Consider the following 13816-nt stretch of genomic DNA (forward strand, 5'->3'; position numbering starts at 1 on the left):
AGTTTTGTAAATAGAGCATAGCACCATTTCGAATGGTGCTATTTGTTTTCTGATGTTTAAAAAGTATATTTTGTTTAGCTGTTTGATTTTCAGGGATCAGGAATCAAATAATTATTGCACTCCAAAAAGAACAGTAATTTGATTCTAATCAAACTCTAATCTTCCTCTAATGTTGGAGGCATAACTTTGTAACGTTAAAATTAAAACCTTGAAAAAGTATTTTTACTCCGTTGAATTCCAAAAAGGTCCGGCACTTTTTCAATATGATGGCTGCCGATTTCATCAGCTGTAAGATTCTATCATTGACCCGATTTCCATCATGTTTTATTATGCTTTAAGGAAAAGAAAATAAATATACGTATTAGTTGATTGAGTTGAGAAAGCAGTTGTCTAATGATGGGGTAGCTGAAAATTTTGTATATTGATTATAAGTTAGTTGAAATATATTTTTTAAAATTATGACAGTACTAGTATTTACTATTTGTGTATTATTAGGCTCGGTGGCAGCGGGAATTATCGGTTCCTTATCGGGTTTAGGCGGTGGAATTGTAGTCATTCCTTTATTATCGATAGTATTGGGGGTTGATATCCATTATGCCATTGGTGCCGCATTGGTTTCTGTAATTGCTACTTCATCGGGATCTGCTGCAGCCTACGTGAAAGAAGGAATTGCCAATATGCGTTTAGGAATGTTTCTGGAAATTGCAACAACTGCAGGAGCGGTTGCCGGAGCACTTATTTCCAGTGCTGCACCAAGTTCTTTTATTGCCGTACTATTTGGTCTTGCGCTTATTTTTTCAGCCGGAAACTCCTTGAGAAAAAAAGAAGAGCAAGTGGTGGAACAGTCCAGCCCGCTTGCCATCTCTTTAAAGCTGCCTTCTGATTATCCCAGTAATAGAGGAGAAAAAATTAATTATGGCACAAAGAATGTTGTAGGTGGATTTGGAATGATGGGCCTTGCAGGAATGTTATCAGGAATGCTCGGAATTGGATCAGGGGCATTCAAAGTAATTGCTATGGATACTATTATGAAGATTCCTTTTAAAGTTTCAACTACTACAAGCAACTTTATGATGGGAGTTACTGCCTTGGCAAGTTGTGTTATTTATATCCAAAAAGGCTATATCGTTCCTGATATCTGTTTACCAGTGATGGTTGGGGTTCTTTTAGGGGCGATCATCGGCTCCAAAATATTAATGTCAACAGATCCTAAAAAATTAAGAACCTTTTTTGCCGTTATCATCTTCTTTTTAGCAGCAAATATGATCTATAGTGGAATTAAAGGAAAAATTTAAAAGTATGGAAGTCACAGATAAAACCATTAGAAATCTTGTCGGGAATGTCTTGAAATACGGTGTAAGATCCGTTTTATGTATTGGAATTATCGGAGGTGCGATCTTTCTTTCCAACCATGCGACTGAAAAAGTAGATTATTCTCATTTTACCGAGAAAGAGGAAAATATATTTAAAGTTATTGGCGATATTTTTGCCGGAGCTGTTAATCTTGATGGATCAAGTATTATCTATATTGGCATATTGGTCCTGTTTTGTACCCCGTTTTTAAGAGTAATACTATCCTTAGTGAGTTTCGCGTTAGAAAAGGATAAATTATATGTAGGAATCACGACTGTTGTCATACTAATCATTTGTCTTAGCGTGTATTTTGGCTTTGGACATTAGATTGAATAAAATAATAAATAAAGGCTCAACAGTTTATTTCTGAATTAGATATCTAAAAAGTATTCAGATAGTAAGATGGCAAAATCACCAACAGCTTTTGTACACCTACATGAAAAAACCTTGCAAAAGCAAGGTTTTTGTCTTTTATAAAGTCCATTGCTGCAAATAAACAACCTCCGCCTGTCTGGGAAATACCTTATTCATCAAAACCTGATGAACTTCCAGATCGCCCTCTGCACAACAATCTTCTATAACCGTTAGCTTATAATCTTTGTCTGCAGCTTCTCTTAAAGTGGAAAGGACCACACCGCTGGTTGATATTCCTGCCAATACCAGATGTTCTATATCATGACTTCTGAGCACAATTTCCAGATCACTTCCCGTAAAAGCACTGAATCGTTTTTTAGTGATGACAATATCCTGTTCCTGAGGAGAAAGGTCAGGATGAATAGTCATCCACTCCTGCATATTAACGTTAGCCATATGCTGTTTTATCGCTGAGAAAGCTTTGTTTTTTTTACTTACTTCAGGCATTCCCTGTCGGAATCCCACAACGATATAGATGACCGGAATTTGGTTTACACGTGCAGTTTTAATCGCTTGCGCCATATTGGAAATCAATAGTGTTGCATCAGGTAATGAGTTTAGAATAGATGACTGCATGTCCATAACCAGTAATACTTTTTTTGCTTTTTCCATTTTTAGAGTATTATGTTTTATTGATGAATCGTTCTTCAGATTCCTCCAGAAGTTGTTGATCCGGTGGACTGTTTTTTCTCTTTTTAATTAAAATATTTCTAAAGGCAAATGCGATAATCACTCCTGCTATTCCTTCGAAAAGTAGTGTTTTGGGAGCTCCTATTTTTTCAGAAATAATTCCAATCAGCAGGCTTCCTAATGGCAGCATTCCAAATATCGCAGTCAGCAAAATACTGATCGCTCTGGAACGCATTTCCGGTGCTGCCTCAGATTGTACAATGATATTACAGGTCGTAAACTGAGCAACACCACCAAAACCGGTAACCGCAGCAAAGAACATGGAGAGCATGAAATTGGTAGTGTAGGAGAAGCAAATAAGTCCAACACTTAACACAATCGTACTTCCAATTAATATTTTTCTCATTGAAACGGTTTCCTTTAAAGAAGCTAGAATAATGGTTCCCAATACCGCTCCTGCACCAATGAAGCTGGATATATAACCGAACGTTTGGGCATCCCCTTTGAAAATTTCTTTGGCATATACGGGAATAAGCGTATCATAAGGAAGAATAAATAATCCTGTAATGCTCAGCATGACGATAATCCAGCCAATAGAAGACTCTTTCTTTATATAGATAAAACCTTCTGCAAGTTCTTTAAGTACACCTTGCTTTGCTTTATTGGAGCTATGTGTCGTCTTCGAAATTTTCATCATTGAAATAGAAATCATGACAGCCGCAAAGCTTGCCGCATTTAAAATAAAACAAACACCGGCTCCGAATTGATGTAAAATAATCCCTGATAACGCTGGTCCAAGTAGTTTCGCAAGACTCGCCATAGCAGCCGTCAAAGAAAGAGCACTTTGCAGATCTGCCGGATCATGTACCACTTCATTAATCAAAGATTGTCTTGCAGGGACATCATAAGCATTGATAATCCCAAGTAAAACGCTTAATCCTAAGATGGGCCATACGTTCTGATGACCTGTCATCACTAAAACAGCCAATAAAACCGATTGTATCAAGGAAGCAATCTGGGTGATCTGAATGATTTTATATCGGTTGTGGCGGTCTGCGGCTACGCCTCCAAGGGCAGAAAATAGAAAGGAAGGAAACTGTTCTGCGAAAATAGTCAGCCCCAGCATAAATGCAGAATGAGTCATACTGTAAACCACCCAAACCACCGCCGTACGCTGCATCCATGTACCAAATTGTGAGACAGAACGTCCAAAAAAATACAAAGTATAATTATTACTCTGAAAAGCTCTGAATGTACTGATATTGCTTAATTTCTTCATATTTGAAATAAACTATTTGACATATGTTGTGAAAATGTCAAAATTGGGATAAAAAATTTTATACGAGCCATTTTACAGTCATAGAAGTCAGAACCTCTACGGTTGTATTTAATCCGTCAAAACTATTTTTTAAAAGCATTTCACGTTTAACTCCTCGAATGCTGCTCTGCAAAATAAAAATAATAGTATCCAGTTCCTCTGGTGTTAAAGGACGGATTTCTTTTGTATGAATACTTGGGGAAATAGCTTTTTCAAGAATAATCTTTTCTCCGTCCATCAAATGTTGGTGTACAACTTCCATAACCTGAGAGTGTCTTGATTTTTCTTCAGCATTCATTCCAGCTTCTACAGCCGTAAAAAAAGGAGTCTTGCTTTCAGACGTTTTAATCTTTGTCAGACAGAATGCCCTTATTTTTTCTTCCAATGTTTCCTGTTGATTTACTGCATTTCCGATTTCGAAAATGACTTCTTTTACTAAAGAATTCAAGACAGCATGGAAGACTTCTTCACGGTTTTTGAAATAATAATAAATAGAAGTTCTGCTTTTTCCGATGGCCTTGGAAATATCATCCATCGTTACTTTTTTGAAACCATACTTCAGGTAAAGTTCAGAGGCAGCTGTAAGTATCTGTTCTGAAAGTTGATCCTGTTCATTTTGTATGGATGAAAACATAAGTTTCGATTTTGTGATGACAAATTTAAAACAATTTTGACAAAAAAACAAATTTTGTCAAAATGTATACATCAATTGAAAGCCAGAGAAGTATTCAAAACAGAGATTCTGTTACAACTTACCTTCATTGAGATACTCAGATCTTATGTGCTTTTCTGAACTTTGTCTTACCAAAATAACGAAAGATAATATTAACCGGAAAAAGTACAGCAATATGCAAACAATATTAGGAGCCAACGGACAAATTGGCGAAGAGTTGGCAAGAGAATTAAAAAGAAATTATACCTCAGATATTCGTATTGTCAGCAGAAATGCCCAAAAAGTAAATGATACTGATGAGGTATTCTCAGCAGATTTATCTATCCGAGAGAAGGCTATTGAAGCGGTAAAGGAAAGTGAAATTGCTTATTTTACATTAGGACTTCCGATAAGCTCAGATCTTTGGGAAGAACAATTTCCGTTGATCCTTCAAAATGTAATTGATGCCTGCAAAATCAATGGAACAAAGTTGGTGTTCTTCGACAATACGTATATGTATCCGCAAGATGACCGCGTTTTGACTGAAAATACAGTGTTTGATCCAGTGGGTAGAAAAGGAAGAGTAAGAAGGAAAATGGCTGAAATGGTATTGAGAGAAATAGAATCCGGTGAATTGGAAGTGGTAATTTGCCGTGCTCCTGAATTTTATGGTCCAGGAAAAACACAGAGTATTACGAATACATTGGTCTTTAATAATATCAAAGAAGGGAAAAAACTGAAAGTTCCATTAAGTACAAGCAAGAAAAGAAGTCTAATCTGGACTCCGGATGCGAGCCGTGCAACAGCTTTAATCGGAAATACACCCGATGCATTCGGACAAACCTGGCATCTTCCGGTGGATAAAAGCCATCCAACTTATAGTGAATTTATAAAAATAGCTTCCGGAATATATGGTAAAGATTTGAAGTTTTCTGCAGTACCTAAATTCGTTTTTAAGATAGGTGCTTTATTCAATAAAAAAGTAAAGGAATTATTGGAATTACTACCGAGATACGAACATGATAATATATTTGGTGATTCAAAGTTCAGAATGCGATTTCCTGAATTTCAGGTGACCACTTATAAACAAGGGATCAACCAGATTAAAAGTGAACAGTTTTCTGAAAAATAATAAAATAGTAATTTAGTATGAGTTATCTTTTTAAACCACATAGGTACTTAGAGAATGCCGAAATGTTTAGGATATCAAAAGTATTTTCATAAAATTATTAGCGTCCTATAAATCCTATGTCTCTATGTGGTTTAAAAATAAAAAAACACATAAATAATGATTACAAAAAAATATTTAGATGACTTGACCTATGAAATAATAGGCAGTGCTATTGACGTTCATAAGATTATGGGAGGTGGATTATTGGAAAGTGTTTACCATCAATGTTTAAAAGAGGAATTTTTATATAAAAAAATCAACTTTCTTACAGAGATGAAAGTTCCGGTGATTTATAAAGGGAAAGCTTTGAATGTTGATTTTAGATGTGATTTATTCGTAGAGAATAGTATTGTTGTAGAATTGAAATCAGTACAGGAATTAATACCAATTTATGAGGCACAACTTTTAACTTATATGAAACTATTAAAGTGCCCAAAGGGGATACTTATCAATTTTCATTGTTCAAACATTTTTAAGGAAGGGCAAAAAACTTTTGTAAATGAGTATTTTAATGCTTTGCCAAGCTCTTAAAATTGTAAATGAAGTTTAGCTTTAAAAGACACAGGCACCTAAAAATGCTAAAATATTTAGGATGTCAAAAATATTTTCATGAAATTATTAGTGTCCTATAATGCCTATGTATCTATGTAGTAAAAAAAATAAATTAGAAAATCAGTAATGAAAACACCCATAAAAATTTCATCAATCAATGCGATGCATCAGGCCCTGGGATTGAAAAAGCCATCAAATCCTCTGATCAGTGTGTTCAATTTTGATGATGTAAAGCTGAAATCAGAGACCATTCTTAGCGCAGTGATAACAGACTTTTATGCTGTAGCACTTAAGAAAGATTGTGCAGGAGGGAAATTTAAATATGGACAGCAGTATTATGATTTTGATGAAGGGATTATGTATTTTACTGCTCCGCAGCAGGTCTTACAATTTGAAGATGTTCTTTTGAATGAAGTGGAGGGGTTTGTATTGGTCGTACATCCTGATTTTCTTCAAAGTTATCCTCTGGCATCCAACATTAAAGACTATGGATTTTTTTCCTATACAGCCAATGAAGCCCTGTTTCTTTCTGAAAAAGAAGAAAAATCTATTTTAGATATTATAGAAAATATAGAACAGGAAATTGCTGCCAATATGGATTCTTTCACACAGGATCTGTTGGTATCAAACCTGGATCTGCTGTTGAAATATTGTGACCGTTTTTATAACCGTCAGTTTTTAACCCGTAAAAAAGTAAATAACGATCTGCTTTCAAAGCTGGAAACATTGTTGGATGAATGTTTTAAAGATGAACAATTGATTGAGAAAGGCATTCCTACCGTTCATTTTGTTGCTGAAAAGCTGAATCTGAGCGCCAATTATCTCAGTGATATGCTCCGGGTACAAACCGGGCAGACTACCCAGCAGCATATTCAGAACCGATTGATCGAGAAGGGCAAAGAGCTGCTTTCAACGACAGAAATGTCTGTTTCGGAAATTGCTTATCAACTGGGATTTGAACATCCGCAGTCTTTCCACCGTTTGTTTAAAAACCGTACCTCATTTTCACCATTAGAATTTCGGGCTTCTTTTAACTAAATTATTTGAATCACAAAAGCTTTTGTATTTGAAAAGTACCTTAAAGTAATCATTAAATACTCAGAGATTAGGTTACAACTTTCCTGAATTGAGCTACATTAGATTTAGCGTTTCTTCTGAACTTTGTTATACTAAAATTAATGGTATGAATACGTTAAAGATCTTAATTATTGTCACCAATGTCAGCATGTATACCAGTGGAAAACTGGAAACCGGCTTATGGCTTAGCGAACTGACCCATATTTATCATGCAGCAAAGAAGAAAGGGTATGAGATAACCATTGCCAGTCCAAAAGGAGGAAATGTTCCGATAGATCCTGAAAGTCTCAAATATTTTACCCTTGATAAAGTCTCCAAAACATATTGGAATGATATTTCTTTTCGGGAATTGCTGAATAACAGCCGCAACTTAACGGAAATAGTTGATCAAAAGTATGATTTGGTGTATTTAGCAGGCGGCCATGGAACCATGTATGATTTTCCGAATGATGTTGTGATGCAATCCATAATCAGGCAACAATATGAAAGTGGCAGAATGGTGGCTGCCATTTGCCATGGAGTTGGCGGCTTGTTGAATGTAAAGCTTTCCAATAATGAATATCTCATCAAAGGAAAATCTATGACCGGTTTCGATTGGTTTGAAGAAAGTCTTGCAAGACGAAAAAAAGTAGTGCCATTCAATCTTGAAGCAGCTATTAAAGAAAGAGGGGCAGATCTGAAAAAAGCATTTATACCCATGACATCCCATGTTGTTGTTGATGGAAATCTTATTACAGGGCAAAATCCATTTAGTTCAAAAGAAATGGCGCAGGTTATTATGGAACAGCTTGATAAATAGTTTTATATACTCTTACAAACATCAATATAAACCCGGAAAGGATTAGGGAAAGTTTTTTAAACTTGTGAAAAACTTCGCTCCATTTAGTTATTTGAACTTAAATATACCATCTTTCCGGGCTTTATTAGCGAAACATTCTATTTTCAATATTATTTCCCTGTAAATTCAGGATTTCTTTTTTCTATAAATGCGCCTATACCTTCGTTATGGTCTTGAGTATTAAATAATTCTCCAAATAAGGCGGCTTCTTGTTTAAGCCCGTCTGCAATATGCAGTTCAAAACCAGTATTTAATGATTGTTTTGCTTTGGCTACAGCTATTGGACCTCTTAAGGCAATGGTTTCTGCCAGTTTTTGAGCTTCATTCAATAGGTCTTCAGGAGCAATAACACGATTGACAAAACCAAATTCTTTACAGGCAGCTGCTGAATAAAATTCCCCTGAGAAAACCATTTCTCTTGCTTTGTACAGGCCAATTGCTCTTGGAAGACGCTGTGTTCCGCCAAAACATGGCAATAAGCCTAAAGTAACTTCCGGAAGTCCGAATTTAGCTTTCTCGCTGGCCAGAATAATGTCGCAGGATAATGCAAGTTCACAGCCGCCACCTAGTGCAAAACCGTTAACTGCTCCAATAACCGCAAATGGTAGTTCTTCAATGGCATTAAATGCGGTTTGTGCCATGATGGAAAAGGCTTCAGCTTCCTGAGGAGTCATTTCCTGCATGGATTTGATATCTGCACCGGCAACAAAAGCTTTTTCTCCGGAGCCTGTGATGATCAGAACGCGAATGTCTGGGGTGGTTTTTATCTGATCGGCAAATATTTTTAGTTCTTTTAAAACAACTTCATTCAATGCATTTAATGCTTGTGGACGGTTAATAGTCAGTGTTCCGATAGGTCCGTGTTGTTCGTATAATAGGGTTTCAAAATTCATTGTATCTGATTTTATTTGATGGGATAATTTTGGATAAAGTGGAGCTATTTTCCGTTTTCTGCATTTAATTTCCCATTTAAAAATTGGATAATACTTGAAAAATCTATGGCTCCATTTCCAGATTCACTCCACATTCTATATAGATTTAAAGCGGCATTTCCCAGTGGAGTAGCGGTTTTGGTTTCCAATCCTGCTTCCGCTGCCAGTCCCAGGTCTTTGGTCATTAGATCTACAGCAAATCCTCCTGAATATTCCCTTGATGCGGGAACGTTTTCCATTACACCCGGATAGGGATTATAGACTTCTAAAGACCAGTTTTTACCGGAACTTTTCTGCATAATTTCACTTAGTATTTTAGGATCTAATCCATGTCGGATGCCTAAATTAATGGCTTCGGAAGTTCCGATCATATGAATAGCCAATAACATATTATTACAGATTTTGGCCACCTGACCTGCTCCGGAATCTCCTGCATGGAATATATTTTGTCCCATACATTTTAAAATAGGTCTTGCTTTTTCGTAGTCTTCGGTTTTACCCCCTACAATAAACGTTAATGTTCCGGCTTTTGCTCCAGCGGTACCTCCGGAAACAGGAGCATCTATCATTTTACAGCCTTTAGATCCTGCAAGTTTCGCTACAGAACGGGCTGTTACAGCATCTATGGTGCTGCTGTCAATCAATAACGTATTAGGCTGTAAGCTGTTGATAAATTCTTCAGAGTACAATTCGGCAACGTGTTTCCCCGAAGGCAGCATCGTGATGACTACATCTGCATTTTTAACGGCTTCCAGAGCTGAACCGGAAGTTTGTCCGCCTGCTGAAACCAAGGCTTCTAAAGCCGTATTGGAGAGATCAAATCCCGTTACAGAATGACCGTTTTTTACTAAGTTTGCGGCCATAGGTCCGCCCATATTTCCTAATCCTATGAATGCTATATTGGACATAATTATTTCTTTGAGGGTTAAAAAATGATTTAATTTGAATTAAAAAAGAACGAGGTGATTTTAAGATCCAATCATTACTTCTTTATTCACTTTCCATTCTCCGATGATCCATTCAAAATAAGAGTTTACCCATTCCTGAGTGACCTCATCTAAGGTGGCAGGATGCCATTTGGGAGACTGATCTTTATCCACTAATAATGCCCGTACTCCTTCCGCGAAATCGGGATGAATGCAACATTGACAAGACAGATTCAGTTCAGACTGAAAAACTTCTTCCAGACTTAAATCCTTACCCAGTCTCAATTGTCTGAAAATGAGGTGAGCTGAACTGGGAGAACCTGCTTCGAAACTTTTAATTCCAGCATTGATCCACTCGTCTTTTTCTGGAGAATTGATTAATATTTCTTTGAATTGATCCAATGTTTCAGCCTTTTCAAACTGTTTAATAAAGTTCTGATGCAAGGCTGCCGATGATTCCGGAACAGAAACGTCTTTGGAAACACTCTTTAATAGGTCAGAAACGGTTTTATGAGGATTTTTATTCCAGTCAGCAAGCTCTAATTCGTTGAGGATGGTTGCTTTTGAAGAGGATGCTACATAATAGTCTGCCAGCCCTAAAAATTGGCAATCGGCTCCATCCAGTCTGGCTCCTGTTAATCCTAAATACAAGCCATAAGCGGAGGGCATTTTATTTAAAAACCAGGTTCCGCCTACATCCGGATAGAGGCCAATCGTAATTTCCGGCATCGCGAGTTTACTTCTTTCCGTTACAATACGGTAGGATGCACCGACCATAATTCCGATTCCGCCTCCCATCACAATTCCGTGCCCCCAAACGATGATAGGTTTAGGATAGGTATGTATAGTATAATCTACCTGATATTCTTTTGAGAAGAAATCATAGCAATCCTGTGGTACCTGGGTAGGATTAATCGCTCTCTGTGCAATGATGGCATCATGTAATTGTCTTACATCTCCCCCCGCACACAGCGCTTTTTCACCTGCCCCCTGAATAAACAGACAGGCTACTTCATCGGAATTTTTCCAGTCTTCCAAAACCGTTTTTAATTCTTCAATCATGGGTAATGATAAAGAATTGAGTGTTTTTTCAGAATTAAGCGTGATGATTCCGACTTTATTTTTTATTTCTGTAAGGAGTAAGCTCATTTTTTAATTATTTGAATTAACGAATCTGTAAAGTAGCTCCTTCTTCAAGTATCTTTCTTGAAATAACGAGCTTCATAATTTCATTAGTACCTTCTACTACCTGATGCACTCTGGCATCACGCATTAAACGTTCTACAGGAAAATCCTGGGTGCATCCATATCCTCCCAATATCTGCAATGCTTCATTACAGATGTTAAAGCACATATCGGTAGCCAGCCGCTTAGCCATAGCACAGTAAGTCGTGGCGTTGTGGTCTTTAGAATCAAGCTTAAAGGCTGCCAGCTGAACCATTTGACGGGCAGCAACCAATTCCGTAGCCATATCTGCAATTTTAAACTGCAAAGACTGAAACTGAGCCAGTGATTTTCCAAACTGCTGTCTTTCGTGCATATAGCGTTGAGCCTGGTTGATAGCTCCCTGGGCAGCTCCTACAGAACAGGTTCCGATATTAATGCGGCCTCCGTCTAATCCTTTTAGGGCAATTTTAAATCCTTCCCCTAAGGTACCTAAAAGATATTTCTCATCCACTTCTACATGATCAAGAAATACAAAACGGGTAGGCTGGGTATTCCATCCCAGTTTTTTCTCTTTTTCACCAAAGCTGATTCCCGGAGTTTGAGCAGGGACTACAAAGGCACTGATTCCTTTGGCTCCGGAGTTTTCTGTACGCGCCATCACAATAAGAACATCACTTTCGCCAGCTCCTGAAATGAAAGCTTTTGTTCCATTAATGATATATTTATTTTCCTTTTTGATAGCCGTCGTTTTCAACCCTGCTGCATCCGATCCTGATCCCGGTTCCGTAAGGCAGTAAGAGCCAAGCAGCGCTCCGGAAGCCAGTTTTGAACAGAATTCTTTTCTGATCTCATCATTTCCAAATTCATCAATCATCCAGGAAACCATATTGTGTATGGTGATATAAGCAGTAGTGGAAGGGCAGGCTGCTGCCAATTCTTCAAATATAATAGCAGCATCAAGTCTAGATAATCCCAAACCTCCTGCATTTTCACTTGTATAAACTCCACAAAATCCCAATTCACCGGCTTTGGCTATGGCTTCTCTTGGGAATATTTTTTTAGCATCCCATTCCGAGGCATAGGGAGCGAGCTCTTTTTCAGCAAACTTTCTTGCGGCATCCTGAAATGCCAGTTGTTCATCACTTAGGTTAAATTCCATAGTCTTTAAATTGAAAGTTGAGCATTAAGAATGGAAGGCTTTCTGTAAATATGAGTGAATATCCACTTTTCAGCTTTCCATTTCAATTATTTTAAACTGATTGTCATATTTACATTTCCTCCGGGAACATCTTCTTCAAACCAACGGGCAGTAATGGTTTTGGTTTCGGTATAAAACTTTACCCCTTGTTTTCCATAAGAATGCAGATCACCAAAGAAAGATTTTCTCCATCCTGTAAATGAGAAAAATGGTAATGGAACAGGAATTGGAAGGTTGATTCCAATCTGTCCTACTTCAATTTCGTGCTGGAATTTTCTGGCAGCCGCTCCCGAATTGGTAAAGATCGAAGTTCCGTTTCCATAAGGGTTGTTGTTAATGATCTGAATAGCCTCATCCAAGGTGTCTGCTTTTAATAAAAGTAAAGCAGGGCCAAAGATTTCTTCTTTGTAAATATCCATTTCCACAGATACATTACTGAAGAGAGTAGGACCTACAAAATATCCGTTTTCATAGCCTTCTACGGTACAGTTACTTCCATCTAATAATACTTCAGCACCTTGATCGTAGGCACTTTTGATTAACCTTAACACCTTCTCTTTAGACTGTTGATTGATTAAAGGGCCAAAAGCAGCAGATTCATCAGACCATACCCCAGGTTTGATGGTACTTAAAGCTGTTTTGATCTCTTCTACCCAATGTTGAGCTTCTCCTACCAGCACAGCTACACTGATAGCCATACAGCGTTGACCGGCAGCCCCACAAGAGGCACCTACTAAATTATTGATCACTTGTCCTTTGTTGGCATCCGGCATCACAACCATGTGGTTTTTTGCGCCTCCAAATGCCTGAACTCTTTTCAGATTATCTGTTCCTGTACGGTAAACATGCTCTGCAACAGGTACCGAACCTACAAATGAAATGGCTTTGATTTCAGGATGATTCAGAATATGATTCACCTGGTCTTTAGAACCGTGAACAATATTCAGGACTCCTTTTGGAAAACCGGCTTCTAAGAATAATTCTGCCATTTTCATGGAGGTCATTGGAGTTTGTTCAGAAGGTTTTAGGATAAAAGTATTTCCACAGGCAATTGCCATTGGGAACATCCATAAAGGAATCATCGCAGGGAAGTTGAAGGGAGTAATTCCAGCACAAACTCCAAGAGGTTGGATGTAGCTGTAGGTATCTACGCCACGGGCTACATTTTCTACGGTTTCTCCCATCATTAGGGTTGGAATATTGCATGCGTGTTCTACCACTTCAATACCGCGCCATACATCGCCCATAGCATCCGCAAAGGTTTTTCCGTTTTCTTTGGAAAGAATTTCCGCAATTTCTTTTTGGTGTTTTTTTAAAAGGTGCTGGTATTTTAAAAATAACCTTGCTCTTTCAGGCGTAGCCACCTCTTTCCATATTTTGAAAGCTTCTGTAGCCGCTTCAATAGCCTGATCGATTTCTGATACTAATGTTAAAGGTACTTCAGCAAGAATTTCTTGGGAAGCAGGATTTTCTACAGGAAGGTATTCTTGAGTTTTACTTTCAATAAACGCTCCATTAATTAATATTTTTACTTTTTGTGACATCGTTTTATAAGTTGAAAAGTTGAGAAGGAAAGTTGAAAGTAAGT

The 13816-nt window shown here is 37.5% G+C and carries 14 protein-coding genes; 6 read left to right on the plus strand and 8 right to left on the minus strand.

The annotated features are described in order from the left end of the window. Nucleotides 1-458: 458 nt before the first annotated feature. Both AC3HD6_RS03395 and AC3HD6_RS03400 read left to right on the plus strand, forming a co-directional pair. Nucleotides 459-1295 (plus strand): sulfite exporter TauE/SafE family protein, encoded by an 837-nt coding sequence (locus AC3HD6_RS03395; protein ID WP_488895067.1) that lies wholly within the window; start codon nt 459-461, stop codon nt 1293-1295. A gap of 4 nt (nt 1296-1299) precedes the next feature. Next, complete coding sequence (locus AC3HD6_RS03400; protein ID WP_488895068.1) at nt 1300-1680, plus strand: DUF1634 domain-containing protein; 381 nt, start codon at nt 1300-1302, stop codon at nt 1678-1680. A gap of 144 nt (nt 1681-1824) precedes the next feature. Here AC3HD6_RS03400 and AC3HD6_RS03405 read toward each other — a convergent pair whose 3' ends face one another. Genes AC3HD6_RS03405 through AC3HD6_RS03415 form a run of 3 tightly spaced genes read right to left on the minus strand, consistent with a single transcriptional unit; the run spans nt 1825 to nt 4349 of the window. Next, on the minus strand, nt 1825-2379 hold the full coding sequence (locus tag AC3HD6_RS03405; protein WP_488895069.1) for a cysteine hydrolase family protein: 555 nt from the start codon (nt 2377-2379) through the stop codon (nt 1825-1827). A 10-nt stretch (nt 2380-2389) separates the two neighbouring features. Continuing rightward, nucleotides 2390-3676 (minus strand): MFS transporter, encoded by a 1287-nt coding sequence (locus tag AC3HD6_RS03410; RefSeq protein WP_488895070.1) that lies wholly within the window; start codon nt 3674-3676, stop codon nt 2390-2392. Between the two features lie 58 nt (nt 3677-3734). Beyond that, nucleotides 3735-4349 (minus strand): TetR/AcrR family transcriptional regulator, encoded by a 615-nt coding sequence (locus AC3HD6_RS03415; RefSeq protein ID WP_488895071.1) that lies wholly within the window; start codon nt 4347-4349, stop codon nt 3735-3737. A 214-nt stretch (nt 4350-4563) separates the two neighbouring features. Between AC3HD6_RS03415 and AC3HD6_RS03420 the strand changes: the two genes are divergently transcribed. From AC3HD6_RS03420 to AC3HD6_RS03435, 4 genes are all read left to right on the plus strand, one after another. Beyond that, complete coding sequence (locus AC3HD6_RS03420; protein WP_488895072.1) at nt 4564-5499, plus strand: NAD-dependent epimerase/dehydratase family protein; 936 nt, start codon at nt 4564-4566, stop codon at nt 5497-5499. A gap of 156 nt (nt 5500-5655) precedes the next feature. Continuing rightward, nucleotides 5656-6069, plus strand: coding sequence for a GxxExxY protein (locus tag AC3HD6_RS03425; protein ID WP_488895073.1), 414 nt, complete (start codon nt 5656-5658; stop codon nt 6067-6069). Between the two features lie 147 nt (nt 6070-6216). Then, complete coding sequence (locus AC3HD6_RS03430; protein WP_488895074.1) at nt 6217-7128, plus strand: helix-turn-helix domain-containing protein; 912 nt, start codon at nt 6217-6219, stop codon at nt 7126-7128. A gap of 145 nt (nt 7129-7273) precedes the next feature. Next, the gene (locus tag AC3HD6_RS03435; RefSeq protein WP_488895075.1) at nt 7274-7966 is read left to right on the plus strand and encodes a type 1 glutamine amidotransferase domain-containing protein; all 693 of its coding nucleotides are present in this window, start codon (nt 7274-7276) and stop codon (nt 7964-7966) included. 149 nt (nt 7967-8115) lie between these two features. Here the strand turns inward: AC3HD6_RS03435 and AC3HD6_RS03440 are convergent, their stop codons facing one another. The 5 genes from AC3HD6_RS03440 to AC3HD6_RS03460 form a co-directional block, all read right to left on the minus strand. Further along, a complete protein-coding gene (locus tag AC3HD6_RS03440; RefSeq protein WP_488895076.1) occupies nt 8116-8898 on the minus strand; it encodes an enoyl-CoA hydratase/isomerase family protein in 783 nt (260 codons plus the stop codon). 44 nt (nt 8899-8942) lie between these two features. Further along, the gene (mmsB, locus tag AC3HD6_RS03445; RefSeq protein WP_488895341.1) at nt 8943-9851 is read right to left on the minus strand and encodes a 3-hydroxyisobutyrate dehydrogenase; all 909 of its coding nucleotides are present in this window, start codon (nt 9849-9851) and stop codon (nt 8943-8945) included. Between the two features lie 54 nt (nt 9852-9905). After that, nucleotides 9906-11012 (minus strand): enoyl-CoA hydratase/isomerase family protein, encoded by a 1107-nt coding sequence (locus AC3HD6_RS03450; RefSeq protein WP_488895077.1) that lies wholly within the window; start codon nt 11010-11012, stop codon nt 9906-9908. Between the two features lie 16 nt (nt 11013-11028). Then, nucleotides 11029-12189: an acyl-CoA dehydrogenase family protein gene (locus AC3HD6_RS03455; protein WP_488895078.1), complete on the minus strand. Its 1161-nt coding sequence runs from the start codon at nt 12187-12189 to the stop codon at nt 11029-11031. 86 nt (nt 12190-12275) lie between these two features. Beyond that, nucleotides 12276-13772: a CoA-acylating methylmalonate-semialdehyde dehydrogenase gene (locus AC3HD6_RS03460; RefSeq protein ID WP_488895079.1), complete on the minus strand. Its 1497-nt coding sequence runs from the start codon at nt 13770-13772 to the stop codon at nt 12276-12278. Nucleotides 13773-13816 lie beyond the last annotated feature (44 nt).

The sequence above is a fragment of the Chryseobacterium sp. II3a genome (assembly GCF_057815135.1).

Bases quoted from the DNA above. Each gene is read 5' to 3' on its own strand.
- AC3HD6_RS03420 (WP_488895072.1), top strand. From the start codon at position 4,564: ATGCAAACAATATTAGGAGCCAACGGACAAATTGGCGAAGAGTTGGCA.
- AC3HD6_RS03440 (WP_488895076.1), bottom strand. From the start codon at position 8,898: ATGAATTTTGAAACCCTATTATACGAACAACACGGACCTATCGGAACA.
- AC3HD6_RS03425 (WP_488895073.1), top strand. From the start codon at position 5,656: ATGATTACAAAAAAATATTTAGATGACTTGACCTATGAAATAATAGGC.
- AC3HD6_RS03450 (WP_488895077.1), bottom strand. From the start codon at position 11,012: ATGAGCTTACTCCTTACAGAAATAAAAAATAAAGTCGGAATCATCACG.
- AC3HD6_RS03415 (WP_488895071.1), bottom strand. From the start codon at position 4,349: ATGTTTTCATCCATACAAAATGAACAGGATCAACTTTCAGAACAGATA.
- AC3HD6_RS03460 (WP_488895079.1), bottom strand. From the start codon at position 13,772: ATGTCACAAAAAGTAAAAATATTAATTAATGGAGCGTTTATTGAAAGT.
- AC3HD6_RS03405 (WP_488895069.1), bottom strand. From the start codon at position 2,379: ATGGAAAAAGCAAAAAAAGTATTACTGGTTATGGACATGCAGTCATCT.
- AC3HD6_RS03395 (WP_488895067.1), top strand. From the start codon at position 459: ATGACAGTACTAGTATTTACTATTTGTGTATTATTAGGCTCGGTGGCA.
- AC3HD6_RS03430 (WP_488895074.1), top strand. From the start codon at position 6,217: ATGAAAACACCCATAAAAATTTCATCAATCAATGCGATGCATCAGGCC.
- AC3HD6_RS03455 (WP_488895078.1), bottom strand. From the start codon at position 12,189: ATGGAATTTAACCTAAGTGATGAACAACTGGCATTTCAGGATGCCGCA.
- AC3HD6_RS03410 (WP_488895070.1), bottom strand. From the start codon at position 3,676: ATGAAGAAATTAAGCAATATCAGTACATTCAGAGCTTTTCAGAGTAAT.
- AC3HD6_RS03400 (WP_488895068.1), top strand. From the start codon at position 1,300: ATGGAAGTCACAGATAAAACCATTAGAAATCTTGTCGGGAATGTCTTG.
- AC3HD6_RS03435 (WP_488895075.1), top strand. From the start codon at position 7,274: ATGAATACGTTAAAGATCTTAATTATTGTCACCAATGTCAGCATGTAT.